At 69.8% G+C, this 24,032-nt stretch carries 23 protein-coding genes; 10 read left to right on the top strand and 13 right to left on the bottom strand.

The window, feature by feature from the left end; all coding sequences use genetic code 11:
* Window positions 1-4: 4 nt before the first annotated feature.
* Complete coding sequence (locus CNR27_RS11010) at window positions 5-1,111, bottom strand: ferredoxin reductase (protein ID WP_096298748.1); 1,107 nt, start codon at window positions 1,109-1,111, stop codon at window positions 5-7.
* Between the two features lie 94 nt (window positions 1,112-1,205).
* Here CNR27_RS11010 and fabR point away from each other — a divergent pair, with 94 nt between their 5' ends.
* Complete coding sequence (gene fabR, locus CNR27_RS11015) at window positions 1,206-1,883, top strand: HTH-type transcriptional repressor FabR (RefSeq protein ID WP_425435425.1); 678 nt, start codon at window positions 1,206-1,208, stop codon at window positions 1,881-1,883.
* A 52-nt stretch (window positions 1,884-1,935) separates the two neighbouring features.
* On the opposite strand, the gene CNR27_RS11020 is transcribed toward fabR, so the two are convergent.
* The 3 genes from CNR27_RS11020 to CNR27_RS11030 all read right to left on the bottom strand — a co-directional run bounded on the left by CNR27_RS11020 (window position 1,936) and on the right by CNR27_RS11030 (window position 6,114).
* The gene (locus tag CNR27_RS11020) at window positions 1,936-2,733 is read right to left on the bottom strand and encodes an amidohydrolase (protein WP_096298752.1); all 798 of its coding nucleotides are present in this window, start codon (window positions 2,731-2,733) and stop codon (window positions 1,936-1,938) included.
* A 104-nt stretch (window positions 2,734-2,837) separates the two neighbouring features.
* A complete protein-coding gene (locus tag CNR27_RS11025) occupies window positions 2,838-4,139 on the bottom strand; it encodes a DUF763 domain-containing protein (RefSeq protein WP_096298754.1) in 1,302 nt (433 codons plus the stop codon).
* Window positions 4,140-4,314: 175 nt separating this feature from the next.
* The gene (locus CNR27_RS11030; protein ID WP_096298756.1) at window positions 4,315-6,114 is read right to left on the bottom strand and encodes a DUF885 domain-containing protein; all 1,800 of its coding nucleotides are present in this window, start codon (window positions 6,112-6,114) and stop codon (window positions 4,315-4,317) included.
* Window positions 6,115-6,475: 361 nt separating this feature from the next.
* On the opposite strand from CNR27_RS11030, the gene CNR27_RS11035 reads away from it, so the two are divergent.
* The 4 genes from CNR27_RS11035 (at window position 6,476) to paoC (ending at window position 11,425) form a co-directional block, all read left to right on the top strand.
* Window positions 6,476-7,483, top strand: coding sequence for an XdhC family protein (locus tag CNR27_RS11035; RefSeq protein ID WP_096298758.1), 1,008 nt, complete (start codon window positions 6,476-6,478; stop codon window positions 7,481-7,483).
* Window positions 7,484-7,620: 137 nt separating this feature from the next.
* Window positions 7,621-8,271, top strand: a complete 651-nt coding sequence (gene paoA / locus CNR27_RS11040) for an aldehyde dehydrogenase iron-sulfur subunit PaoA (RefSeq protein ID WP_096298760.1) — start codon at window positions 7,621-7,623, stop codon at window positions 8,269-8,271.
* Window positions 8,268-9,227, top strand: coding sequence for an FAD binding domain-containing protein (locus tag CNR27_RS11045; protein ID WP_096298762.1), 960 nt, complete (start codon window positions 8,268-8,270; stop codon window positions 9,225-9,227). The genes paoA and CNR27_RS11045 overlap by 4 nt, the downstream gene beginning before the upstream one ends.
* Window positions 9,224-11,425 carry an aldehyde oxidoreductase molybdenum-binding subunit PaoC gene (paoC, locus tag CNR27_RS11050; protein ID WP_096298764.1) on the top strand — a complete coding sequence of 734 codons (2,202 nt, stop codon included), beginning with the start codon at window positions 9,224-9,226 and terminating at the stop codon, window positions 11,423-11,425. Before CNR27_RS11045 ends, paoC begins: the two co-directional genes overlap by 4 nt.
* A gap of 257 nt (window positions 11,426-11,682) precedes the next feature.
* Here the strand turns inward: paoC and CNR27_RS11055 are convergent, their stop codons facing one another.
* The 5 genes from CNR27_RS11055 to CNR27_RS11080 form a co-directional block, all read right to left on the bottom strand.
* Window positions 11,683-11,991, bottom strand: a complete 309-nt coding sequence (locus CNR27_RS11055; protein WP_096298766.1) for a hypothetical protein — start codon at window positions 11,989-11,991, stop codon at window positions 11,683-11,685.
* Window positions 11,992-12,001: 10 nt separating this feature from the next.
* Entirely contained in the window at window positions 12,002-12,898 is an 897-nt protein-coding gene (locus CNR27_RS11060) for an NAD(P)H-hydrate dehydratase (protein ID WP_096298767.1), read from the bottom strand.
* Window positions 12,895-13,662 carry a histidine phosphatase family protein gene (locus tag CNR27_RS11065; protein ID WP_096298769.1) on the bottom strand — a complete coding sequence of 256 codons (768 nt, stop codon included), beginning with the start codon at window positions 13,660-13,662 and terminating at the stop codon, window positions 12,895-12,897. Before CNR27_RS11065 ends, CNR27_RS11060 begins: the two co-directional genes overlap by 4 nt.
* A 253-nt stretch (window positions 13,663-13,915) precedes the next feature.
* Complete coding sequence (locus CNR27_RS15325) at window positions 13,916-14,083, bottom strand: hypothetical protein (RefSeq protein WP_157745419.1); 168 nt, start codon at window positions 14,081-14,083, stop codon at window positions 13,916-13,918.
* A 130-nt stretch (window positions 14,084-14,213) separates the two neighbouring features.
* The gene (locus CNR27_RS11080) at window positions 14,214-15,140 is read right to left on the bottom strand and encodes a LysR family transcriptional regulator (protein WP_096298773.1); all 927 of its coding nucleotides are present in this window, start codon (window positions 15,138-15,140) and stop codon (window positions 14,214-14,216) included.
* 136 nt (window positions 15,141-15,276) lie between these two features.
* Here CNR27_RS11080 and CNR27_RS11085 point away from each other — a divergent pair, with 136 nt between their 5' ends.
* Window positions 15,277-15,681: a RidA family protein gene (locus tag CNR27_RS11085; RefSeq protein WP_096298774.1), complete on the top strand. Its 405-nt coding sequence runs from the start codon at window positions 15,277-15,279 to the stop codon at window positions 15,679-15,681.
* Between the two features lie 282 nt (window positions 15,682-15,963).
* Here the strand turns inward: CNR27_RS11085 and CNR27_RS11090 are convergent, their stop codons facing one another.
* The 3 genes from CNR27_RS11090 to CNR27_RS11100 all read right to left on the bottom strand — a co-directional run bounded on the left by CNR27_RS11090 (window position 15,964) and on the right by CNR27_RS11100 (window position 20,249).
* Window positions 15,964-17,397 carry a PQQ-dependent sugar dehydrogenase gene (locus CNR27_RS11090; protein ID WP_096298776.1) on the bottom strand — a complete coding sequence of 478 codons (1,434 nt, stop codon included), beginning with the start codon at window positions 17,395-17,397 and terminating at the stop codon, window positions 15,964-15,966.
* On the bottom strand, window positions 17,394-17,834 hold the full coding sequence (locus tag CNR27_RS11095) for a DUF2231 domain-containing protein (protein ID WP_096298778.1): 441 nt from the start codon (window positions 17,832-17,834) through the stop codon (window positions 17,394-17,396). The genes CNR27_RS11090 and CNR27_RS11095 overlap by 4 nt, the downstream gene beginning before the upstream one ends.
* Window positions 17,835-19,493: 1,659 nt before the next feature.
* On the bottom strand, window positions 19,494-20,249 hold the full coding sequence (locus CNR27_RS11100) for an SDR family oxidoreductase (protein ID WP_096298780.1): 756 nt from the start codon (window positions 20,247-20,249) through the stop codon (window positions 19,494-19,496).
* A gap of 139 nt (window positions 20,250-20,388) precedes the next feature.
* Between CNR27_RS11100 and CNR27_RS11105 the strand changes: the two genes are divergently transcribed.
* The 3 genes from CNR27_RS11105 to CNR27_RS11115 all read left to right on the top strand — a co-directional run bounded on the left by CNR27_RS11105 (window position 20,389) and on the right by CNR27_RS11115 (window position 22,887).
* Window positions 20,389-21,279, top strand: coding sequence for an AraC family transcriptional regulator (locus tag CNR27_RS11105; RefSeq protein ID WP_096300583.1), 891 nt, complete (start codon window positions 20,389-20,391; stop codon window positions 21,277-21,279).
* Window positions 21,280-21,369: 90 nt separating this feature from the next.
* Window positions 21,370-22,179, top strand: a complete 810-nt coding sequence (locus CNR27_RS11110) for a formate/nitrite transporter family protein (RefSeq protein WP_096298782.1) — start codon at window positions 21,370-21,372, stop codon at window positions 22,177-22,179.
* A 60-nt stretch (window positions 22,180-22,239) separates the two neighbouring features.
* Window positions 22,240-22,887 carry a TetR/AcrR family transcriptional regulator C-terminal domain-containing protein gene (locus tag CNR27_RS11115; protein ID WP_342744068.1) on the top strand — a complete coding sequence of 216 codons (648 nt, stop codon included), beginning with the start codon at window positions 22,240-22,242 and terminating at the stop codon, window positions 22,885-22,887.
* A 216-nt stretch (window positions 22,888-23,103) separates the two neighbouring features.
* Here the strand turns inward: CNR27_RS11115 and CNR27_RS15755 are convergent, their stop codons facing one another.
* The gene (locus tag CNR27_RS15755) at window positions 23,104-23,418 is read right to left on the bottom strand and encodes a hypothetical protein (RefSeq protein WP_233580153.1); all 315 of its coding nucleotides are present in this window, start codon (window positions 23,416-23,418) and stop codon (window positions 23,104-23,106) included.
* A 207-nt stretch (window positions 23,419-23,625) separates the two neighbouring features.
* Between CNR27_RS15755 and CNR27_RS11125 the strand changes: the two genes are divergently transcribed.
* Window positions 23,626-23,982: a four-helix bundle copper-binding protein gene (locus CNR27_RS11125; RefSeq protein WP_096298784.1), complete on the top strand. Its 357-nt coding sequence runs from the start codon at window positions 23,626-23,628 to the stop codon at window positions 23,980-23,982.
* The last annotated feature ends 50 nt before the right edge of the window (window positions 23,983-24,032 follow it).

The following is a 24,032-nucleotide window of genomic DNA, read 5'->3' on the forward strand; positions in this document are numbered from 1 at the left end:
GGATTCAAAGATCGAGAACGAGGTCGGACACGGCGCTGCTGACGCACAGCTTCAGCGCCGCCGTGGCTTCGGTGTGGGGGGTGCCGGTGCGCAGGTCGCGAGTGGCGCCAACCGCCTTGCCGCAGGCGCAGGTATTGCAGATGCCCATGCGGCAGCCGGATTTCGGCTTCAGGCCCTCGGCTTCGAGTGCCTGCAGCAGCGGTACCCCGCGCGGCAGCTGCAGGGCACGCCCGCTGCGCGCCAGGCGCACTTCAACCGTGCCGCTGTCATCGGTGGCCGGCATCGGAGGTGGCGTGAATGCCTCGCTGCGCAGCAGCGGGACGCGGCCCTCGACCAGTGCGGTCGCCGTCGCCACGAAACCGCCCGGGCCGCAGGCATACACCTGGCGCGCAGCAAGATCGGGCACAAGCGCATCGAGCAACGCGGCATCGATGCGGCCAGCCGCCTCGTCATCCGCGCTCGCCGTCTCGCGGGTCAGCACGAAACGCACGTTGAAACCGGGATGGCGCGCGGCCAGCGCACGCAGTTCCTCGACGAAGCACAGCTCGGCACGCGTGCGGGCCCAGTACACCAGCGTCACCGGAACCGGCATGCCCTGCCCTGCCAGCTGCCGGACCAGGGCCATCAACGGCGTGACGCCGCTGCCCGCAGCGAGGAACAACCAGGCGCCTTCGGGCTTCGCCGGCAGGACGAGATCGCCGAAGGCCGGTCCGATATCGAGCACGTCGCCGCGGCGCGCGGCGGTCAACAGGTGACCACTCATGCGGCCACCGTCGACGCCCTTCACCGTCACCGTCACCCGGCCATCGGCCGCAACCGGCGCATCGAGGCTGTAGCTGCGGGTGATCCGCACGCCGTCGATCTCGGCCGTCAGGTTGACGTGCTGGCCGGGCAGTGCCCCCGCCCAGTGGCGGTTCGGCTTGAGCGTGAGCGTGACGGCATTGGACGCCGCAGAAGCGACCGCGACCACGCGTGCAAGTGCGCGATCCCAGCTCCAGGTCGGATGCAGCCGCTGGGCCCAGAAATCGAATACAGGCGGCGCGACGAAAGGGGTGGCGAGCCTGCGCAGGTGACTGCGTCGGACGGATTTCGTGGGCTGGACGGTCGACATGGGAACGACTGTACACCCATCCGCACAGCCGTGTATACAGATGTACATTAATGGTCACTGCTATGCTGGCAGCCCATCTCCCCGACGGCCGCCCGTGACCGCCAGCTCTCCCGAACCCGCCAGCGGCGTGCCTGTACCCGGCGTCGTCGACAGTCAGGCCGGACGCAAACCGACGATCGTCCGCGAGGATCTGATCGCCGCCGCGCTGCGCCTGACCGGGGCGCATCGCAGCGTGTCCACCCTGAGCCTGCGCGAGGTCGCGCGCGAGGCCGGCATCGCGCCCAACAGCTTCTACCGCCAGTTCCACGACATGGACGAGCTGGCGGTTGAGCTGATCGATCTGGCCGGTGAATCACTGCGCAGGATCGTCGGCGACGCGCGCAGGCGCGCGGTGTCGGGGCGCAGCGTCGTCCGCGGTTCGCTCGAGGCGTTCATGGAGCGCCTGCGCGCCGACGACAAACTGCTGCACGTGCTGCTGCGCGAAGGCACGGTGGGATCGGATGCGTTCAAGCGCGCAGTCGACCGGCAACTGCTGTTCTTCGAAGAGGAACTGCATGCCGACCTGGTGCGGATCGCCGCGGCCCAGGGCCTCGTCTTCCACGAACCCGGCCTGGTCGCGCGGGCGATCACCCGGCTGGTGTTCGCCATGGGCGGTACCGCGCTCGACTCGCCGCCCGATCGCGACGCGGCGCTGGTCGACGAGCTCTCGCACATGATCCGCATGCTGCTGCGCGGCGCCCACGCAATGGGCCGGGCGCGGCGCAAACGCTAGCCACGGGCCGGGCCCGGCCCACCCGCGCAGGCACGCGGCGGCTCGGTCGCGTTCAGCGGAGTTCGAACCTGTCTGCGTCCAGCATCGCCGGGAAGTGTTCCCGGTGCGCTGCAAGCTGTTCTGCCGACAGGGTCGTCGTCGAGACGACTTCCATGTCAGTCGATTCACTCAGCGGGTGCCCCAGCATGTCCAGTACCGCGCTGTCGCCGGCATAGGCCAGGCCGTTGCCGTCGGTGCCCACGCGGTTGACGCCGACGATAAAGCAGAGATTTTCGATCGCGCGGGCGCGCAGCAGGGTCTTCCATGCGTATGCGCGCGCGGCCGGCCAGTTGGCGACAAACAGCTGCAGGTCGAAATCCATGCCGCCGGGGCGTTCGACGTCGAAGCGGTTGCGACAGAACACCGGGAAGCGCAGGTCGTAGCAGACCTGCGGATTGATCCGCCAGCCCCTCCATTCCACCGTCAGGCGCTCGCGCCCGGCAGCGTAGCGCTTGTGTTCGTTGGCATAACGGAACAGGTGCCGCTTGTCGTACCACTGCAGGGCGCCATCGGGCGTGGCCCACAGCATGCGGTTGTAAACGCGATCGCCGTCGCGCAGCTGCACACTGCCGGTGACGGCGGCATCGAGCGCCGCCGCCTGCGCGCGCACCCATGCGACCGTGGGGCCGTCCATGTCCTCGGCGCGGTCGATGGCCTCGTTGCTGAAGCCGCTGGTGAAGGTTTCCGGCAGCACCACCAGATCGGTCAGGCCGCGCAGTGGCGCGATCAGATCGCCGTAGTAGTCGCGGTTGCCCGCCGGATCATGCCAAAGGGTGGCCCCTTGGACGGTCGAGACGCGAAGGTTCTGCATGAGTGTTCCGGGGGTGTTGGCGGCCTTGGATTCTCGTCCGCCGGCCGGTTCGGCTCAACCGGCTCGCATGTGCGGCGCGAGGCTTCGCATCGAACGACGCGCCCTCAGGCCGCGCCCTTCCCAGCCTTTGCCGGCCGCGCCTGTGCGGGAGCCGGTTCCCAGCCGAACACGCTGCGACCGCCGTAGCGATGCGAATTGCGGTGCTCCTCGTCCAGGAAGGCCGCCAACGACGGCCCGGTCGCACTGCCCTCGAGCGCACGCGATTGCGCATCGAGCCGGCGCAGCGCGGCCATGCGTTCCTCGTTGCCGAGCTTCGCCTGCGTGACCGCATGCTTGAGTACCCCGATGGTGCGATCGAGCACGCGCGTAGGTACCGGGAACGGGTGCCGGTCCTTGCCCCCATGCGCCAGCGAGAACCGCGCCGGATCAGTGAAGCGGCACGGCGTTCCGTGCACCACCTCGGCGACCAGCGCCAGCGCCTGCACCGTGCGCGCGCCGACACCCGGGACCTCGAGCAGCTGTTCGAAATCGCGCGGACCGGCCTCGGCCGCGGCGGCCAGTGCGCCGTGCAGGCGTCGCAACACGATATCGCCGGCGCGCACATCGTGGTGGCCGGGCATCGACAGATGCGGCTGCAGGGGCGCGGCCGCGGCGAAGAGGTCGCCAGTCTGCGGCGCAGTCACCGCTGGCGCAGGCACGCCTTCCAGCTGCTGGATGGTGCGGGTGAGCCGGGTCGCGCCTTCGTCCCGCAGCAGCGCGACCTGCGCCTCCCGGGCCGCCGCGGCGCGGCGATCCGCCAGGTTCACGATGCGCCCCTGCCCCGGCCCGTCGATGGCCGCGTGCGGCGCATCGACGAAGCTTTCCAGCCCGTCGGAGAGCCAGTGGTATCGGCGCGCCTGTTGCCGCGCGCCGTGCATGCCCTGCTGGATCACCACCCATTGCCCGTCGTCGGCGACGATGAAGCCGTGCAGGTAGAGGTCGAACCCGTCCTGCACCGCCGCGCTGTCGACCTTGGCCACCAGCCGGCTGGTGCGCGCCAGCGCCGCGCCGTCGAGCCCGGTGCGCATGCCCACTGCGTGCAGCTCGTCCGGCGTGGCCCGCGAATGCCGGCCGCGCCCGCCGCAGACATGGATGCCCAGTTCGTCGGACAACGGCGCCAGCCCGCGCTTGAGCGCGCCGACCACGCTGGTCGTGATGCCCGACGAATGCCAGTCCATGCCCATGACGGCGCCGAAACTCTGGAACCAGAACGGATGCGCCAGCCGCCGCAGCAGTTCGGCGCGACCGTACTCGAGCACGATGGCCTGGCACAGCACGGCGCCCAGCCGGGTCATGCGCTGTCCCAGCCACGCGGGCACGCGCCCGCCGTGGAGGGGAAGATCGGCGCTGCCGCTGCGTCGTGACATCGCCGGAGCATCGCGCAATCGCGTCTCGCCGGATGAGACGGAGCGACCCCCCCATGGGGGCAAGTGTGGCCGCGCCCGCGCAGGGCTGCCGCAAGCGCTGCTGCGCCCGCGCCTGGAACGGATATCCGACGCGGATGTCCGGCACCCGGAGATGCCGGACGCCCTGCCGCAACGGCTAGGGCGCGGCGCCGCCGGTGGCTTTGCGCTCGGCGATGAAGCGCCGCACCTCTTCTTCGAGCACCGGCAGCGGGACCGAGCCGAGGCTGAGGATGGTGTCGTGGAAAGGCCGCTGGTCGAAGGCCGGGCCGAGCTCGCGCTCCGCCTCCGCGCGCAGGTCGAGGATGGTCCGGTAGCCGATGTAGTACGACAGCGCCTGGCCGGGCCAGGAGATGTAGCGGTCCACCTCGGTCACCACGTCGTGGCGCGCCAGCGCGGTATGGCTGGCGAGATAGTCGATCGCCTGCTCACGCGTCCAGCCGTACTCGTGCAGGCCGGTGTCGATGACCAGGCGGGCGGCGCGCCACATCTCGAACGTCAGCCGACCGAACTCCTCGTATGGCGTGCCGTAGATGCCCATGCGTGTGCCGAGCCACTCGGTGTACAGGCCCCAACCTTCGCCGTAACCGGAGAAGTAGGTCTGCTGGCGGAAGTCCGGCCGGGCAGGTGCTTCCAGCGCAAGCGCGGCCTGGAAGCTGTGTCCGGGCGCGCATTCGTGCAATACCAGCGCCGGCAGGTTGTAGAGCGGGCGCGACGGCAGGTCGTAGGTGTTGAAGTAGCACGCATCCAGTCCGCCACGGCCGGAGGTGTAGATCGGCGCGATGTCGTCGGCCACCGGCAGGATCGTGAAGCGGTAACGCGGCAGCGTGCCGACCAGATACTGCAGCTGGCCGTCGATCTTCTTGGCGATCAGCGATGCCTCACCGAGCAACTGGCGCGGCGTGGCGGCGTAGAACTGTGGATCGCTGCGCAGGAACTCGATGAACTGCGCGAGCGTGCCATCGAAGCCGGCGCGCTGCTTCACCGCCTCCATCTCCGCGCTGATGCGCGCGACTTCCGCCAGGCCCAGATCGTGTATCTCCCGCGCGCTCATGTCGCGGGTCACGTACTCGCGGATCTGGCTCTGATAGAACGCGCGGCCCTCGGGCAGTTCGCTGGCGGCGGTCGTGGTGCGCGTGCGCGGCAGGTATTCGCTGCGGATGAACTGCAGCAGCTTGGCGTAGGCCGGGATCGTCTGCATCTGCACCACCCGCCGGCCTTCCTCGCGCAGCCGGCTCCGTACCGGTTCCGGGATGCTGGGCGGAATGCGATCGAACGTCGCCAGCAGCGGGTTTGCATCGCCGCTCTGCACGTAGGGCTCGAGCGTGGTGTCGCGGCCGTCCAGCGTCACCCGCGGCACGCTCCATCCACGCGCCAGTCCGCGCTCCATGTTCGCGATCTGCTCGTCGAAGTAACGCGGTACGTCGGAAAGGCGGCCGATGAAGCGGCGCCAGTCGGCCTCGGTCTGGAACGGCTGGCTCGGATTGATGTAGCCCCAGAAGAAGCTGTCGCTGTTGAACGGCGCCTCGAAGGTGCGCCAGCGGGCATTGGCTTCGCTGGCCTCGAGCGACGCGCGGAACACGGCGGCGTTGATCCGTTCTTCGCGCCCGAGCTGGTCGAGGGGGATCGCGTCGAGCGCGTCGAGCGTTTCTTTCCAGTACGCCGCGCGCCGCGCCCAGGCTTCCGGTGTCACCGACGGCATGCGGCCACTGCTCTGCCAGCGCCCGCCCACCTTCTCGCGCATGAACTCCGTCTGCCGCCACTCCCATTCGCGCGTGTAGAGATCGCGCAAGGCGTTCTCGGCGACGTTCGCGGGCGGCGCCAGCGTCGGCGGCGGCGCCTCCTGCGCAGCAGCCGCGAGCGGCAAAACGCCCAGGGCAAACGACAACGACAGCACCAGACGGGACAGCGTCGGAAGACGACGCGCGGACAATGACATCAGCAACTCCTGCGGTTTTTCAGGGAATGGCCACACTCGGCGACCGGCCAGCATGACCGGATCGCAACGCCCGCGCATGTGGCAGTCGGCATACACGGCCCGCGCATCCGGCGTGCGTATCGGCCGGGTTCCCGACGCAGTACTCACGACCCGCACGCGACCCTCGACGCGAGCGTTTCCGGAGGATCCATGGCCCCATCGCCTTACCCCACTCGCGCACAGACGCGCTCCCCCCGCATCGGTCCGCAGCGCGGACACGCGCCGCAATGACCGTCCCGGCGGTAGTCGCAGTAGTTGCCGAGCAAGGCCGGGCGGTCGCTGATGCGGAATCCCGCCGACCCGCGCGGGCGGAGCCGGCGTGATGGCCGATGCCACCGACCCCTTGGCCTGCGGGCCGGGACGCTTTCCCGACGGCAATCCCGCCGCCGTGCTGCGCACAGCGCTCGACGCACTCCAGGCAGGTCGACGTCCGGTGCTGGCGATCGTCGTGGAGACCATGGGCTCGACCTACGCAGCCTGCGGCACACTCGCGCTGTTCGGGGATGCGCCGCGCACGGGATGGATCAGCGGCGGCTGCGTCGAACCGGACATCGCCCGGGCGGCTGCGGCCGCGGCGGACTCACGCACGATCGAATGGCTGGAGATCGACACCCTCGATGACGAGGCGATGTTCTCGGGATCGGCGCAGGGATGCCGGGGCCAGCAGCTCCTCGCGCTGCTGCCGCTGGCCGCGCTGCCGGGCGCGGAGTATGCGATGCAGGCCTGGCTCGGTGGTGCCTGCACCCTGCTGATGACGCTGCAGATGGACGGCGCCGTGCACCTGCGCCTCGACGGCCGCGCCTGGTCGTGGACACTGCGCCCCGGCAATGCCCCCGAGCGCGCACGACAGGACTGGACACTGGCCCTGCCGCGGGCGCCCAAGGCCCTGATCCTCGGCGCGGGCCCGGAGATGCCCGCGCTGGCGCCGCTGCTGCACTCGCTGGGCTGGCGGGTCATGGTCTGCGAGCATCGCGCACGCTGGCGCGAGGCTGCCGGCACGGGCTTTCCGATCCTCGACCTGCCGCCCGAGGACGCCGTGGCGGCGCACCCCGATACCGATGTCGCCCTCGTCATGCATCACGGCTTCGAGGCCGACCGTGATGCGCTGGCCACGCTGGCGGGTACGCCGATTCCGTGGATCGGCCTGCTGGGCCCGGAGCGCCGCCGCGCGGACCTGTTCAAGCTGCTGCGCGCGCCCGAGCGGGAGGCCCTCGCCGGACGGCTCCACTCCCCGGTGGGCCTGCCCGGCTGTGGTCGTGGGCCCGAAGCGATCGCGCTGAGCATCGCCGCGCAGTTGCAGCAGTGGCGCGGCGCACAGCAGCGGCCGTAGGCAGCGCGTGGCGTCCGGCGCGCGGACGCCGCATGGGTGGCTGCGTCGCATTGACCGGCTGCCAACACGCCTGCCGGCATCCTCGGTCGCTTGCACGCCCACGCACGCCAGCCCTCGAGCCAGCCCCAGGAGTGTCCATGTCGCCCCTCACCCGCCGCGAAGTGCTCAAGGCCGGCGCCACGTCAGCCGGCGCAGTCGCTCTGCCTTCAGTCGCCCAGGCGGCCAACTCCGCGGCCTCGCCCGCGCCTGCTCGCCCTCCGGTCCGGCAGCGCGTTGCACTCGAGGTCAATGGCCGACAGGTCGAACGCGAGGTCGACACCCGGACCACGCTGCTCGATCTGCTGCGCGAGGAGCTGCAGCTCACCGGCACCAAGAAGGGTTGCGACCATGGCCAGTGCGGCGCCTGCACGACGATCGTCGACGGCAGGCGCATCAACAGCTGCCTGTCGCTCGCGGTGATGAACGAAGGTGCGCGGGTGACGACGATCGAAGGTCTCGGCACGCCGGGCCGGCTGCATCCGATGCAGGCCGCTTTCGTGAAGCACGACGGCTACCAGTGCGGCTACTGCACGCCCGGCCAGATCTGCTCGGCGGTGGCGGTACTCGACGAGATCCGCGACGGCATTCCGAGCCACGTCACCGCCGACCTCACCGCCCCGCCGGCGCTGGAGAGCGCCGAGATCCGCGAGCGGATGAGCGGGAACCTGTGCCGCTGCGGCGCCTACGCCAACATCCTCGATGCGATCGAGGACGTGGCCGGCAACCCCCGCCGTGGAGCCGACGCATGAGGGCGTTCGGCTTCGAACGCGCCGACACTCCGGCCGCCGCCGCGGCCGCCGCGGCGCGCAACCCGGGCGCGAAGTTCATCGCCGGCGGCACCAATCTGCTCGACCTGATGAAGCTGGAGATCGAGACGCCGGCGCACCTGATCGACGTCAACGCGCTCGGGCTCGATTCCATCGAATCGACCGACGAAGGCGGGCTGCGCATCGGTGCGCTGGTGCGCAACACCGACCTCGCATCCGACGAGCGCGTGCGCGCGGACTATCCGCTGCTGTCGCGCGCCCTGCTCGCCGGCGCGTCGGGTCAGCTGCGCAACCGCGCGACCACCGCCGGCAACCTGCTGCAGCGCACGCGCTGCCCGTATTTCTACGACACCGACCAGCCCTGCAACAAGCGCCTGCCGGGCAGCGGCTGCGGCGCGCGCGACGGTTACAGCCGCCAGCTGGCGATCATCGGCCACAGCCCCGACTGCATCGCCACCCATCCGGGCGACATGCCCGTCGCCATGCGCGCGCTCGATGCGGTGGTCGAAACCGTGAGTGCGGACGGCGGCACGCGTCGGATCGCACTCGACGATTTCTACCTGGCGCCCGGCAATACCCCACAGCGCGAAACCGTGCTCGAGGCCGGCGAACTGATCACGGCGGTGCTGCTGCCGCCGCCGGTCGGCGGGCGCCAGGTCTACCGCAAGGTGCGCGACCGCGCGTCGTATGCATTCGCGCTGGTTTCGGTGGCGCTGATCCTGCAGGACGACGGCAGCGGGCGTGTCGCGGTAGGCGGCGTCGCGCACAAGCCCTGGCGCCGGGCGGAGGCCGATGCCGAGCTGCCACGCGGTGCCGCAGCCGTGGCATTGCGCCTGTTCGAAGGTGCCGCGCCCACCGAAGACAACCGCTTCAAGCTGAGCCTCGCCGAGCGCGCGCTCGCTGCGGCGCTTGCCGATGCACAGGAGGCCAGCGCATGAAGTTCGACACGCCCGCCGGCGCCAACCCGATCGACCGCATGCGCGTGGTCGGCCAGCCGCTGGACCGTATCGACGGCCCGCGCAAGGTCACCGGCACCGCGACCTACGCCTACGAATGGCACGACGTCGCCGAGCGCGCCGCCTACGGTCACGTGGTGGGCGCCGGGATCGCCAAGGGGCGTCTCGCCTCCATCGACATCTCTGCCGCGGAGCGCGCGCCGGGCGTAATCGCCGTGGTCACTGCTGCAAACGCCGGACCGCTCGGCAAGGGCAAGAAGAACACCGCCAGCCTGCTCGGCGGCCCGCAGATCGAGCATTACCACCAGGCGATCGCGCTGGTCGTCGCCGAGACCTTCGAGCAGGCGCGCGCCGCGGCCGGCCTGGTCCGCGTGGCGTATGTACGCGAGCCCGGGCGCTATTCGCTGACGCGGGAAATACCCCATGCAGTCACACCGCAGGAAAGCGAGATTCCACCCGATTCGGAAGTCGGCGATTTCGAAGGCGCGTTCGCCGCGGCCGAGGTCACGCTCGACGCCACCTACACCACGCCCGACCAGTCGCATTCGATGATGGAACCGATGGCGAGCCTCGCGGACTGGGACGGCGACCGGCTCACGGTGTGGACCTCGTCGCAGATGATCGACTGGTGGCGCAGCGAACTCGCCCGCACCCTGGGCATCCATGCCGACAAGGTGCGCGTCGTCTCGCCCTATATCGGCGGCGGTTTCGGCGCCAAGCTCTTCCTGCGCGCGGACGCCGTGCTCGCGGCGCTGGGCGCACGTGCCGCCAAGCGCCCGGTGAAGGTCGCGCTGCACCGGCCGCTGATTCCCAACAACACCACCCATCGCCCCGCCACGGAGCAGCGCATCCGCATCGGCGCCTCCCGCGACGGCACCATCACCGCGATCGGCCATGAAAGCTGGTCCGGAGACCTGCCGGGCGGCGGCCCGGAGCCCGCCGTCCAGCAGACCCGCCTGCTCTACGCGGGCGAGCACCGCATGAGCAGGCTACGCCTGGCCACGCTCGATCTGCCCGAGGGCAACGCCATGCGCGCGCCCGGCGAGACGCCCGGGATGATGGCGCTGGAAATGGCGATGGACGAGATGGCCGACAGGCTCGGCATGGATCCGGTGGAGTTCCGCATCCGCAACGACACCCAGGTCGATCCCGAGCAGCCCGGGTGCCCGTTCTCGCAGCGGCAGTTCGTGGAATGCCTGCGCCAGGGCGCGGCAAGGTTCGGCTGGGCGCGGCGCAAGCCGCACGGCAGCGTGCGCGAGGGCCGCTGGCTGGTCGGCATGGGCATGGCGGCCGGTTTCCGCAACGCGCCGGTGATGAAGTCCGGGGCGCGCGCGCGCCTGGACGGCGATGGCCGCGTCACCATCGAAACCGACATGACCGACATCGGCACCGGCAGCTACACGATCATCGCCCAGACCGCGGCCGAGACGATGGGCCTGCCTGTCGAGGCGATCGAGGTGCGGCTCGGCGACTCGGATTTCCCGGTGTCCGCCGGCTCCGGCGGCCAATGGGGCGCCAACAGCGCCACCGCAGGCGTCTACGCAGCCTGCATGAAGCTGCGCGAGGTCGTCGCCACGCGCCTGGAACTCGATCCCTCGACGGCCGAGTTCTTCGATGGGCGCGTGCATGCGGACGGGCGATCGGTGCCACTGGGCGAGGCGGCAGGCGACGGCCAGATCGTGGTCCAGGACGCGATCGAGTTCGGCGATCTCGACGAGCGCAAACAGATCAGTACCTTCGCCGCCCATTTCGTCGAAGTGGCTGTCGATGCGCTGACCGGCGAGACGCGCGTGCGGCGCATGCTTGCGGTCTGCGCCGCGGGCCGCATCCTCAATCCCAAGCAGGCGCGCAGCCAAGTGATCGGCGCGATGACGATGGGCGTGGGCGCGGCGCTGTGCGAGGAACTGGTTGTCGACGATGGCCGGGGCTTCTTCGTCAACCACGACCTGACCAGCTATGAAGTGCCGGTGCATGCCGACATCCCCGAGCAGGACGTCGTGTTCCTGGACGAGGCCGACGCGGACAGTTCACCGATGAAGGCCAAGGGCGTTGGCGAACTGGGCCTGTGCGGCGTGCCAGCGGCCATCGCCAATGCGATCCACAACGCGACCGGCATCCGCGTGCGCGACTACCCGATCACGCTCGACAAGCTCATCGATCACCTGCCCGGCGCCGCCTGATCCAGCGCTGAAGTGGTCGCGTGCGAATGCGTATGCGCGGGCACTGCAACGCGGTGCCCGCGCCCGCCGGAGAGGGACTGGCGCGAGGAGCGGCCATCGTGATCCAGCTCCGGGCCTGGTGCGCACCGGACCCGCCTGGCAGGACCACAAGGCGGGCTTCACACCGCGGGCAGCGGCAGGCTCAATCCACTGATCGGCGCATTCCGGGTCGACCGCGATGCTCGTGCCAAGCGCTGCGGCAGCGATCGCGCAAACCGCTAAAGCATCTCGACCGATGTCGCCCGGACGAGCACCTGGTCCTGCCGGAAGCGCTGCTCGAGCGTGCTGCGGTATTTGGCCCACCAGTCGCGGTCGACAATGTCGGTCATGGTCTCGAAAAGGACCACGTCATCGCGCTGGACCTCGCCATCGGCGTCTTCCCAGTCGCCGCGTGCCGGCGCACGGGCATAGGCCGTGGCCCCGCCGAAACGATCGGTCAGCTCGCGCCGCACGGTGTCGAACATCTCGCGTTCGAAACCTCTGCCGGCATTGTCGTAGAGGGGAAGAAACAACTGGATCAGGTGCATGGTGCAGCCCTCATGGCATCAGGCCCGGAACCTCGCCGCTGATCTCGCGGGCGAGAAAGCCCACCAGCCCCAGCCGTCGCGACAGCCGCGCGCCGGCCTTCGCGTGGAGATGCACGCCCCAGACGGCCGCCTGCTCCGGTGTCGCCCCGCGCGCAGCGAGACCGGCGATCAGCCCGGCCAGCACGTCGCCCGATCCGGATGTCCCCAGCCCCACACTGCCGGCGGTGTTGATCCACATGCGCCCGTCCGGCGCGGCGATATGCGTGGTCGGGCCCTTGAGCGCCAGCACGATGCCCCAGACCTGCGCGCATTCGCGGGCGATCCGCGCCGCGTCCGCCGCGATCGCGTCCTCGTCGGTGTCGAGCAATGCGGCCATCTCGCCTGCGTGCGGGGTCAGCACCAGCGTCGCGCTGCTGCGTCGGCGGCTCTCGCCACGCAGCGCGGCAAGATCGAGTGCGCCCGCGTCGAGCACCACGGTGGACGATGCCGCAGCCAGAACGGAGGCCACGACGCGACGCGTCGCCTCACTGGAGTCCATGCCCGGGCCGACCAGCACCGCGCTGGCGTGTCGCACGGCCTCCGCGCCCTCCTGGCCCAGCGTGCGGATATTGCCTGAAGCATCGCTGGGCAGACCCATCACCTTGCCCTCCGGCAATGCGATCGCCATCGGCAGCGCCGCGTTGCGTGCCGTCGCCACCTGCAGTTTCCCGGCGCCGGCGCGGAGCGCGGCAATGCCCGCCAGCATGGCCGCGCCCGGGATCTGCACGCTGCCGCCGATGACCAGCACCCGGCCACGATCCTCCTTGCTGGTGGAGGCGCGCGGATCGGGCAGCGGCCAGCCTTTGAGCAAAGCGGCATCGACCCTGCGCGGGTCGCCGGTCGCGGCGCCGCGGAGTGCCGCTTTCATCGCGGGCCAGCCGGCGTATCGGACGCCGTGGTCACCGGCGCGCCGGCTTCCTCGAGCGGGAGGGCCAGATTCGCAGTCCGCAGCGTGAACCGGCCTTCGGGATCCTCGCGATCCAGCGCGTACTCGGTGATCGAACAATTTGGCACATCGGCGTTGCGATCGATCTCGAGGATCCGGGCCTCGTCCATGCATTCGAGCAGGTAGCGGAAGCAGTTCACGATGACCTGGTGGGCGACGATCAGCACCCGGTCGCCGACGTGATCGCGGCGCAGCACTTCGGTCACGCTGCGCAGGCGCAGGATCACGTCGCACCAGCTCTCGCCGCCGGGCGGACGGAAGTAGAACTTGCCCACTGCGGCGCGCTGCGCGGCGAGTGCCGGGAATGTCGCGAGGATGCCGGCCACCGTGTAACGGTCGAGCACGCCGAACTCCTTCTCGCGCAGACGCTCGTCGACGAGGATGTCGCTGCGATCGATCCCGAGCGCATCGGCGACCGGATGCACGGTCTGCTGCGCCCGCACGAAGGTCGAAGTCATGATGACGTTCGGCCGACGCCCCGGCGGCAGGTCCGCGAACCACGCCGCCAGCGCCCGTGACTGGAGATGGCCGAGTTCGGACAGCGGCGTGTCCGCATCGCGGGTGTCGATGTCGATCAGGTGGGTCTGCGCGAGTTCAGCCGCGTCGCGCGCGACGTTCCCGGCGCTCTGGCCATGCCGGACGATCCACAGCTGGTCCGGCCAATCGGTATGGCGGAGACGGGCCATCGCTCAGCGCGGCCCATGCAAGCGATGCGACGTGTCCGAAGGCATCGCATCCGGGCCGGGGCCCTCGGCGCCGGCGGCGACCCAGGCCTGTTTCGCGCGCATGCGGGGCGGCGCGTGATCGAACTTCGTCATCGACATGTCCAGTGGGCGGCAGTGGAGCGTCGCGAGCAGATCGTCAAGGGCGTGCGAATCCCGGCCCGGCGCATGCACGGACGCAGGCGTGGCGGCGCAAGAGCGCCACGCGTCCGCAGCTTCAACCGCCTGCGAGTCCGCCACCTGCGCGGCCCGGCAGCGTGTCCTCGTCGTCATCGGCGTCCGGGTCGAGATCGCCGACTTCACTGTCGATGCCCGCTTTCTGGTCGGGTTGGGGGTGCGGCGCCTGTGTGTCCGGCTGCGGCTTCGTCTCGTCCTGTGGCTTCATGGCTGTGCCCTCGATACTGGGGGCACCGACGCTACCGCGCATGTCGTGAACGCAGCGCGGCTTGCGCGGGGAAACTCCGCGGAGCAATCGGTCCGCGGCCGCGGCGCACCGCGGGGGCATCGCCGAATCCTCAGCGCGGCGCCACCGGCCCTTGCGGCGCATGCGGCGCCATCAGCTCGACGATCCAGTCGATAAACACCCGCAGCTTCGCGCTGACGTGCCGGTTCGGCGGAAACGCCACCGACATGGGCATCGGCACGAGCGTCCAGTCCTCGAACAGCGGCACCAGCGCGCCGCTGTCCACGTGCGGGCTGGCCATGTAATCGGGCAGCCACAACACACCCAGGCCGGCGAGGCCGGCGGCCAGATAGGCGTTGCCGTCATCCACGGCCACCACATATCGCCCGTGCACGTCGACCGCCTCCGCGCCACGCCGCATCGCGAACGACAAGGGCCTGCCCGTGCGCTCCCACAGGAAGCCGACGATGCGGTGCTGCGAGTCTTCGAGTTCGCGCGGATGCGCCGGCGTGCCCATGCGTTGCAGGTATGACGGCGCCGCATGCACGCGCAGCTGCAGATCGCCGACGTGCCGGGCGACCAGCGACTGGTCGGTAATCGTGCCGCCGCGCACCACGCAGTCGACGTTCTCGCCAAGCAGATCGATGCGCCGGTCGCTGACGCCCAGATCGAGCTGGATCTCGGGATAACGCGCGTGGAAGTCCGGCAGTGCCGGCACCAGGATCAACCTCGCGAAGGGGCTGGGCACATCCACCCGCAGGCGGCCACGCGGCGCGCGCGCCGCGCTCGACAGGCTGGTCTCGGCATCATCGAGGTCGGCCAGCAGGCGCACGACGCGCTCGTAGTACACCGCGCCATCGGCCGTCACCGCCACCCGGCGCGTCGTGCGGTTGAGCAGCCTGACCCGCAGCCGCGCCTCGAGCTGCTGTACCAGCTGGGTCACCGTGGCGCGGCTGATGTGCAGCGTTTCGGCCGCCTTGGTGAAGCTGCCCGCCTCCACCACCCGGGCGAACGCCTGCATCGCGTCGAAACGGTCCATTCGGGGTCCAGCTGCGGGGATTGTTCGCATTCTACGAACAGTGCAGGACGGACCTCCATGTTTATCGCCGGCGCGGGGCGCAACAGACTGGATCGATCGCAGACACACGGGCCGCACCGGCCCCGAGGAGATATCCATGGCAACACGTGACGTCGTTTTCCCCGCTGACCGCCATGCGCTGTACGAGCGCCACCGTTATTCGCCGGCCGTCCGCGTGGACGGATTCCTGTTCGTCTCGGGGCAGGTCGGCAGCCGCGAAGATGGTTCGCCCGAACCGGAGTTCGAACTGCAGGTACGCCGCGCGTTCGAAAACCTCAACGCCGTGCTGGCGGCGGCCGGTTGCACCTTCGACGACGTGGTCGACGTGACCGTCTTCATGATCGATCCGGCCAGCCGCTTCGAACGCGCCTGGGCGATCGTCCCCGAGTACTGGGGCGCGGCGCCGTTTCCGACCGCGACCGTCGTCGGCGTGACCTGGCTCGCGGGCTTCGACTTCGAGATCAAGGTGGTGGCGAAGCTGCCGGAGGCTGCTGCCAGCTGAGCGCTGGGCGCGGGCGGTTGCTCTCCTCCCCCGCAAGGGAGCCGGAATCGCAGAGCCCCCTCTTGTCGAAGGCGCCTTGAACGCACCCTTCCCTCCTCGGGGAAGGCGGTTCGCACGGCCCGTATCCTGCGGCGGCAACGCCGCGCCAGTCGCCGCGCCAGGACGAAGCATGGTGGTGCTGAGCGGATGATCCACTCGATTGGCGTGACACATCGAACTTCCCGCCACGCAAACGGCGATGGGCCCCGCAGGGCCCATCGTCATCAAGCTTATCTGGCGACCTCAGCCGGCTGGCGGAGGGCCGGCCGTTCCCGGCGGGTTCGCAGGCGTTACCGCCGGCTGCGCAGGTGCGGCGCCGGGCTGTGGCTGAGCAGGCGCTGCCGGCCCACCCTGCGCACCACCCGGCGGGGTGATGCGCCAGATCGTGTTCGACAGATCGTCCGCGACCAGCAGCGCGCCGCGTGGATCGACGGCCACGCCGACCGGGCGGCCGCGCGCCTTGCCATCCTCACCGAGGAAGCCGGTCGCGAAGTCGATCGCTTCACCCGAAGGCCTGCCATCGACGAACGGCACGAACGAGACCTTGTAGCCCACCGGCGGATCACGGTTCCAGCTGCCGTGCTGGCCCACGAACACGCCATTGGCGAACTGCGGCCCCATCGCCGGCGTCGAGAACGCCAGACCCAGCGCCGCGACGTGCGAACCGAGTGCATAGTCCGGCGTGATCGCACTGGCGACCTTCTCCGGATCCTGCGGGCGCACGCGTTCGTCGACGTTCTTGCCCCAGTAGCTGTAGGGCCAGCCGTAGAAGCCACCGGGCCGGACGCTGGTCAGGTAGTCGGGCACCAGCTCGCCACCGATCTCGTCACGTTCGTTGACCACCGTCCACAGCTGGTCCATGCCCGGTTGCATCGCGAGTGCAGTGGGATTGCGCAAGCCGGTAGCGAATACGCGGTGGAAGCCGGTCTGTGCATCCACCTGCCAGATTTGCGCGCGGTTCTCCTCCACCGGCAGACCGCGCTCGGTGATGTTGCTGTCCGAACCGATGCCGACGTAGAGATACCGGCCATCGGGGCTGATCGCCAACGACTTGGTCCAGTGGTGATTGATCGCCGAGGGCAGCCTGGTGATCTCCTGCGGCGCACCGTCCGCGGTCACTGCACCAAGCGCGTAGGGAAAGCGCAGCAGCGCGTCCTGCGTGGCGACGTAGATCGAACCATCGGCGTAGGCCAGCCCGTACGGAGCATCAAGACCATCGGCGAAGATCGAGCGGCCCTCATACACACCGTCGCCATCAGCGTCGCGCAGCAGGGTCAGACGGTTGCCGCTTTCGACCTGGGTATTGCCTCGCGCCTTGATCACCCCGGCGATGACGTCCTTGGGCGTGAGCTTGGGCGCACGGCCGCCGCGCCCCTCTGCGACCAGGATGTCGCCATTGGGCAGGATCAACATCTGGCGGGGAATCAGCAGGTTGTCTGCGATCGCCTGGATCGTATAGCCCTCCGGCACCTGTGGGCGCTCGTCGCCCCACGCAGCCGGGGGCGAGACCTTGAGCACCGGAAACAGGCCGCGGTGCGGTTTCGGCAAATCGGGCGACGTACCCACATAGGTCTGGTCCGGCGTGCCGCCACAGGCGGCAAGTGCGAGTGCCAACGCCGGCACCAGAGCGCGGCTCAGCAGCGCGGTCCTGCGACCGCTGGATTCGAAGCGCTTCATGCGACCACCTCCCGACGGCGCAGCGTGCCGCCAAGCGCGAACCACAGCGTCGCGACAATCGAGGCCACGCACAGCACCGACCACACCAGCGCCTGCGGCATCTTCTGCCAGGCATCCATCGCATGGACCAGCGAATTGAGGAAGCCCAGCACGCAGGTCAGCGCGAGCAGGCCGACGTAGATGTAGCGCGCGCGGGTGCGCGCGGTCGGCGTGATCAGGGACACGAGCGCCCAGACCAGCGCCGGCACCGCAAACACCATCGCGCCGACAAGCAGCCATGAGGCGAAGTTGGTCCACTGGATCTGGTAGGTCTTCGCGTAGGCGATGTCGGCGACCAGGGTGCCGAGAAACAGGGGAAATGCGCTGGTGACCAGCAACATGTGCAGCGGGTGCAGCGGCCGGTAGGGCTGCGTCACGACGTCCGGGCGTGTATGCATGGTGGTCTCTTCGACGAAAGGAGCGGCGCGTCAACGAGTGCGCGACCCTGCAGACAGTCGTACATCGGGTCGCAAGAGGCAGTGAATACGGCGGCGCCGGGCCACTCGACGCGGCGCGAGCCAGACTACCGGGAACCATCGCGACCGCTCCCGTTGGCGTCGGGCGGCGCATCGGTCGCAGCAGCGGCTTCGATCACCTGCGAGGTTCGCCAAAGAGGATGCGACCCGTCGCTTCCCGGGTGCTCATCCTTTGACCACCTGAGCGAACCGAAGCCCCTCTCCCCCGGGAGAGGGGTTGGGGTGAGGGCAACCGATCGCGACACGCTGTGGCGCCTCCCAGAAGCACTTTTTTTGTGCCCCCTACGTTGCTAGGACCGGAGCCCGATGCTTGAGCGCGAGGCCGCTACGGCAGGCCCATGCACGACAGTTCTTTGCATCGGTCAAGCCGGATGGCCCCGTGCCCCTCCCGGGTACACATCCTCTCTGCCCTGCGCGAGCCGAAGCCCCTCTCCCCAAGGAGAGGGGTTGGGGTGAGGGCAACCGATCGCGACACGCCGTGGCGCCGCTCGGGAACACCTTTTTTTTTGCAGCCCCTAAGCTGCGAGGACCACCGGAGCCCGATGCTTGAGCGCGGGCCAGCTACGGCAAGCCCATGCACGACAGTTCTTTGCATCGGTCAAGCCGGATGGGCCCCGTGCCCCTCCCGGGTACACATCCTCTCTGCCCTGCGCGAGCCGAAGCCCCTCTCCCCCCGGGAGAGAGGGGTTGGGGTGAGGGCAAACCGATCGCGACACGCCGTGGCGCCGCTCGGGAACACCTTTTTTGCAGCCCCTAAGTTGCGAGGACCATTGGAGCCCGATGCTTGAGCGCGGGGCCGCTACGGCAAGCCCATGCACGACAGTTCTTTGCATCGGTCAAGCCGGATGGGCCCCGTGCCCCTCACGGGTACACATCCTCTCTGCCCTGAGCGAACCAAGGCCCCTCTCCCCCCGGGAGAGGGGTTGGGGTGAGGGCAGACCGATCGCGACACGCCGTGGCGCCTCTCGGAAACACTGTTTTTGTGCCTCGATGTTGCTAGGACCCGAGCCCGATGCCTGAGCGCGAGCCAGCTACGGCAGACCCTTGCAAGACAGTTCTTTGCATCGGTCAAGCCGGATGTCCGCGTGCCTTCCCGGGTGCCCATCCTTTCGCCCCTGAGCGAACCAAGGCCCCTCTCCCGCCGGGAGAGGGGTTGGGGTGAGGGCAACCGATCGCGACACGCTGTGGCGCGTCTCAGAAAACCCCGCTCTCGGGGCGTCAGCTCGCGGGGGCCACCGCGTCCGATGCGTGTGTGCAGTTACCAATGCGGTCGCGCCCTTGTCATCCGCGGGCTTGTTCGACACGTGTGGACTTGGATGACAAGTTGCGCGAGAAGCTGCCCTCACCCCAACCCCTCTCCCAGAGGGAGAGGGGCTCAGTAGCTGCGCGAGGGCTGCCTTCACCTGCCCCCTCTCCCGGGGGAGAGGAACTCAGTGCAGCTGCGCGGGGGAAGCTGCCCTCATCCCAACCCCTCTCCCAGAGGGAGAGGGGCTTAGTGCAACTGCGCGAGAAGCTGCCCTTCCCCTCGCTCTTCCGGGCACAGGGCTCGGTGCAATGCGCCTCCCGACGTCGATTCTGGATTCAGATCGCCTGACCGCCCGAGACTTCGATGCGTTGGGCGTTGACCCAGCGGTTCGCGTCGGTCAGCAGCGCGGCGATCATCGGGCCGATGTCATCCGTCACGCCCACACGCCCGAGGGCGGTGATGCCTGCGAGCTGGGCGTTGATCTGCGCGTTGTCGCGAACCGCGCCGCCACCAAAGTCGGTTGCGATCGCACCCGGGGCGACGGTGTTGACTGCGATGCCGCGCGGGCCGAATTCCTTGGCCATGTACAGACTCAAGGTCTCGACCGCCGCCTTGGCCGCCGCGTATGCCGCGTAGCCGGGATAGGCGAACCGGGTGAGGCCGGTGGAGATATTGACGATGCGGCCGCCGTCGCGGATCACCGGCAGCAGCGCCTGTGTCAGGAAGAACACGCCCTTGAAATGCACGTCCACCAGACGGTCGAACTGGGCGACGGTGGTCTCGGCGATCGGCGCGGTATCGCCGTGGCCGGCATTGTTGACGAGGTGGTCGAAGTCGTCGCGCTGCCAGCGCGTGCGCAGGGCCGCGCGCAGGCGTTGGACGAAACCGGGGAACGCATCGACTTCGCCGGTGTCGAGCTGCAGGGCAACGGCGTCGCGTCCAAGCGCTTCGATGGCGGCGACGGTCGCCTGCGCCTCGTCGGCATTGTTGCGGAAGGTGAGCACCACGTCGCCGCCAGTGCGGGCGATCGCGAGTGCGGTGTTGCGACCGAGGCCGCGACTGGCGCCGGTGATGAGGGTGATCCGGGACATGGGTGGCTCCTTGGGGGTGATCGGCTTGCCACGCAGTCTGGGCGGCGCCTGCGCGAACGGGTTGCCGGAAGCTGCGCCGGTCTTGCCGATTCCTGTCGTCGGACACCCGGGCCTGACCGGCCGGCGCTACGATCGCCGCATGTCCGCATTGCACGAAGCTGTCCGCCGCCACGCCGACGCCCATGCCGGTGCGAACGGCGTTGCGCCCTCGCCCATTGCCGGGCTGCTTGCCGTGCGCGCGCTTGCGCCGAGCGAACTCATGCACGACGTGCAGCGCCCGCTGGCCTGCCTGGTACTGGAAGGCGCCAAGCGGGTCACCTTTGGCACGGGCGCGTTCGATTTCTCGGCCGGCCACTCCCTCCTCGTCACCGCCGACGTGCCCACGGTCAGCCAGATCACCCGCGCCAGTGCGGCTGCGCCCTATTGCTCCCTGGTGCTGGAGCTCGATCCGGCGGTGATCGCCGACCTGGTCGCCCAGATGGACCCACCGCCGGACGAGGACACCGCGCCGGTGCGCGTGCTGCCGACCGAGCCGGAGGTCGCCGATGCCGCGCTGCGCCTGGTGCAGCTGCTGGAGCAGCCGCAGGCGCGGCCGGTGCTGCAGGCCCAGCGGATCCGCGAGCTGCACTACTGGTTGCTTGCCGGCCGACACGGCCATGCGATCCGCCGCCTCGGCCGGCCCGATGGCCATGTGCACCGCATCGCACGCGCGGTGAAACGGCTGCGCCGCGATTTCGCCCGGACCCTGCCGGTCGATGCACTCGCCCTCGAGGCTGGGATGAGTGCCTCCGCCTTCCACCGCCACTTCAAGGCGGTCACCTCGCTGTCGCCGCGGCAGTTCCAGAAGCACCTGCGCCTGATCGAAGCGCGCCGGCTGATGCAGTCGCAGGGCCTGCCAGCCGGCAGCGCGGCGTACGCGGTGGGCTACGAGAGCGTGCCGCAGTTCACCCGCGAGTACGGGCGCATGTTCGGCCGCACGCCGGCGGCCGATGCCCGCGCAACTGCTCCGCAGCGCACGGCGCGCGCCTGACGCCGGAGCAAGCCGCGCCCGCCGGCATGGCCGCGCGCTTCACCGCGGCCTGGGTATAGCTTGCGGACACCCAGTAACGGATGCCGCTACATGGCCGACGCTTCGCCCGCGATGGAAACGCCCGACGGGATCGCCAGCGCGATCTCCGACACCTGCACCGAGAAGGCCACGCTGGGCACCGGCAACATGATCGGCCTGGGCGTGCTGGCCGGTGCCTATATCGGCTTCGGCAGTCTGATCGCCGCCCTGCTCGGCGCCGGCGCCGCCGACCTGCCGTATGGGCTGGCGCAGATCGCGGCCGGCATCGGTTTTTCGCTGGGATTGATCCTGGTGATCCTCGCCGGCGCCGAACTCTTCACCGGCAATACGCTGATGACCCTGCCGCTGGCGCGCGGGCGCATCGGCATCGGCCAGCTGGCCCGGGCGTGGTGCGTGGTGTGGATCGCGAACTTCATCGGCGCGCTGTCGCTGGTGGCACTCGCGCTGGCCGCGGGCGTGCATCTTGCCGGCGATGGCGCCGTCGCCACCTCGGCCATCGACATCGCCGCCGGGAAGGCCGCGAAACCTGCGCTGGGCATCCTCGCCAGCGGCATCCTCGCCAACGTGCTGGTGTGCCTGGCGGTGTGGATGGCGGCGGGCGCGAAGTCGGCGGTCGACAAGGTGGCGGTGATCGTGCCGCCGGTTGCCGCATTCGTCGCATTGGGCCTCGAGCATTCGATCGCCAACATGTCACTGCTGCCGCTGGGCCTGCTGGCACAGATGACGACCGGCGCGGCGCTGCCGGCCGGACTGTCGTGGGGCGCCGCCGGCATCAACCTGCTGTGGTCGACGCTGGGCAACATCATCGGCGGCGGCGCGCTCGGCCTCGTCTACTGGGCGGTGTACCTGCGCGGCAAATAAGCGCGGCCACGGGCGCCGGCGCTGGCGCGCCTTGCCGCATGCACGCCGCGGTCGGCCGCCGTGACCGGTCCGCATTCGCCCTCAGGCGCCGCTCGTATCGTCTCCCGCGTCGCGCGCACCGGCGAGCTGCTCGATCCGCCGCCGCGATTCGCTGCTCGAGGCCGTGCGCCGCGCCACTTCGGCGATCACGTCGCGCTTGGCATCGAGCATCCGCTGCCGCGCGGGCGCCCGAGCGCCCCCAGCAAGGACGAGCTGTTCGCCGAGATCCTGCGGCAGTTGCTCGCGCGCAGCATGGATGGCCTCGACCTCGCCTATCGCCCCGACCAGCCGCTGCGCCCGCAATTGCTGGAACTGGTGCAGCAGAAGCTCGCCCTGCTGCGCGACCCGCACTTCATCGACCTGGCCCGCGTGGCCATCGCCGCCGCCATCCACTCACCCGAGCGCGCACACGACATGGTGGCGCGCATGGGCGAGCGCGAAGAAGGCCTCACCACCTGGGTGCGCGCCGCCGCAGCGGATGGCCGGCTCAAGACCGACAACCCGCTGTTCGCCTCCATGCAGCTGCAGGGCCTGCTGAAGGGCTTCGCGTTCTGGCCGCAGATCACGTTGAGCCAGCCGGCGCTGACGCCCGCGCAGCAGGCGCAGGTGGGAGAAGCGGCCGTGGACATGTTCCTGGCGTGTTACGGGCGGCCTGATTCGGACGTTTGAGTTGCGGCTGCGCAAGAAACCACGCGAGCCTGTGACCCCGCTGGGTAAAGAGTCGGTCGCCGAGGGGCTCAGCCAGGGTGCGTCACCTCAACTCATCCGATACGGATCGAGCTCACGCCGCGGAAGCGCACTTGGCGTGGCCATTCGCGGTCCAGGCCGCCAAGGTTCCGACGCGCGAAGGCCGCCTGCTGCGGCGCCACGCCAAAACGCGTGCGATCAGGTCCGCAACGGCAACACGGGGTGTTCGTCCAGGGTCCCGTCTTCGAGAATCACCACGTGGCGCGTGCCCGCCCGATCGAACAGGACCGGGATCGGCGCCTGGAACAGCGGACGGCGCACGAAGGCCAGGCGCCAGCCGAAGATCTCCAGCGCTTCCAACGTGACGAGCTGGGCCGGCCGCAGGCCTTCGCGCAGCGGGGCAGTGTCGGCCGATGGCGCGCCCCGGCGACGCTCGGGCGTCCGGCGGGCCGGCGCATGGGGCTGGGCCGCCCAGGGGCCGGCGATGACGGTGGAGTGCGCGGTGTGCGACATGCGGGGGCTCGAAAACGGATAACGGGCCTCCCTTGCAAGCCGCGTGCCGAACGGCCCGGACGCCCGCGAACCCCGCCATCGGCGATCACGACGCCCGCACCCTGAAGCGCGTCGTGGAGCGCATCACCCAGTGCCTGCCGCAAACCGACAGCGCATCCACGGGCCTACGCCTGCAATGGGCGGACAGCCGACCGACAGGAGAGCCCCATGCCTCACGACCACGCCGCCGCTCAGTCCGGACAGCTCGACGCCTGCATCCAGGCCTGCACCGCCTGCCATGCCATCTGCCTGCAAACCATCGCCCACTGCCTGCGCCAGGGCGGCCGGCACGTGGAACACGCGCACATGACGCTGATGATGGCCTGCGCCGACATCTGCAGGACCAGCGCCGACACCATGTTGCGCGGCGCCGACGTGCACGTGCACACCTGCGCAGCCTGCGCCGCGATCTGCCGCGCCTGCGCCGAAAGCTGCGCCGCGATGGCCGAAGGCGACCCCGCCATGCAGCGCTGCGCCGATGCCTGCGCCGAGTGCGCACGTCATTGCGAGGAGATGGCGGCCTGAGCCGCAGACCAGCCGCCGCATGGCGGCTGTGATCCCCCAGCGTCAGGCCG

The sequence above is a fragment of the Luteimonas chenhongjianii genome (genome assembly GCF_002327105.1).
In the GTDB taxonomy this organism is placed as follows: domain Bacteria; phylum Pseudomonadota; class Gammaproteobacteria; order Xanthomonadales; family Xanthomonadaceae; genus Luteimonas; species Luteimonas chenhongjianii.

Coding starts and splice junctions, on each gene's coding strand:
- CNR27_RS11010 (WP_096298748.1), bottom strand. CDS start 1,111: ATGTCGACCGTCCAGCCCACGAAATCCGTCCGACGCAGTCACCTGCGC.
- CNR27_RS11020 (WP_096298752.1), bottom strand. CDS start 2,733: ATGCAGAACCTTCGCGTCTCGACCGTCCAAGGGGCCACCCTTTGGCAT.
- CNR27_RS11025 (WP_096298754.1), bottom strand. CDS start 4,139: ATGTCACGACGCAGCGGCAGCGCCGATCTTCCCCTCCACGGCGGGCGC.
- CNR27_RS11030 (WP_096298756.1), bottom strand. CDS start 6,114: ATGTCATTGTCCGCGCGTCGTCTTCCGACGCTGTCCCGTCTGGTGCTG.
- CNR27_RS11035 (WP_096298758.1), top strand. CDS start 6,476: ATGGCCGATGCCACCGACCCCTTGGCCTGCGGGCCGGGACGCTTTCCC.
- paoA (WP_096298760.1), top strand. CDS start 7,621: ATGTCGCCCCTCACCCGCCGCGAAGTGCTCAAGGCCGGCGCCACGTCA.
- CNR27_RS11045 (WP_096298762.1), top strand. CDS start 8,268: ATGAGGGCGTTCGGCTTCGAACGCGCCGACACTCCGGCCGCCGCCGCG.
- paoC (WP_096298764.1), top strand. CDS start 9,224: ATGAAGTTCGACACGCCCGCCGGCGCCAACCCGATCGACCGCATGCGC.
- CNR27_RS11055 (WP_096298766.1), bottom strand. CDS start 11,991: ATGCACCTGATCCAGTTGTTTCTTCCCCTCTACGACAATGCCGGCAGA.
- CNR27_RS11060 (WP_096298767.1), bottom strand. CDS start 12,898: ATGAAAGCGGCACTCCGCGGCGCCGCGACCGGCGACCCGCGCAGGGTC.
- CNR27_RS11065 (WP_096298769.1), bottom strand. CDS start 13,662: ATGGCCCGTCTCCGCCATACCGATTGGCCGGACCAGCTGTGGATCGTC.
- CNR27_RS15325 (WP_157745419.1), bottom strand. CDS start 14,083: ATGAAGCCACAGGACGAGACGAAGCCGCAGCCGGACACACAGGCGCCG.
- CNR27_RS11080 (WP_096298773.1), bottom strand. CDS start 15,140: ATGGACCGTTTCGACGCGATGCAGGCGTTCGCCCGGGTGGTGGAGGCG.
- CNR27_RS11085 (WP_096298774.1), top strand. CDS start 15,277: ATGGCAACACGTGACGTCGTTTTCCCCGCTGACCGCCATGCGCTGTAC.
- CNR27_RS11090 (WP_096298776.1), bottom strand. CDS start 17,397: ATGAAGCGCTTCGAATCCAGCGGTCGCAGGACCGCGCTGCTGAGCCGC.
- CNR27_RS11095 (WP_096298778.1), bottom strand. CDS start 17,834: ATGCATACACGCCCGGACGTCGTGACGCAGCCCTACCGGCCGCTGCAC.
- CNR27_RS11100 (WP_096298780.1), bottom strand. CDS start 20,249: ATGTCCCGGATCACCCTCATCACCGGCGCCAGTCGCGGCCTCGGTCGC.
- CNR27_RS11105 (WP_096300583.1), top strand. CDS start 20,389: ATGTCCGCATTGCACGAAGCTGTCCGCCGCCACGCCGACGCCCATGCC.
- CNR27_RS11110 (WP_096298782.1), top strand. CDS start 21,370: ATGGCCGACGCTTCGCCCGCGATGGAAACGCCCGACGGGATCGCCAGC.
- CNR27_RS15755 (WP_233580153.1), bottom strand. CDS start 23,418: ATGTCGCACACCGCGCACTCCACCGTCATCGCCGGCCCCTGGGCGGCC.
- CNR27_RS11125 (WP_096298784.1), top strand. CDS start 23,626: ATGCCTCACGACCACGCCGCCGCTCAGTCCGGACAGCTCGACGCCTGC.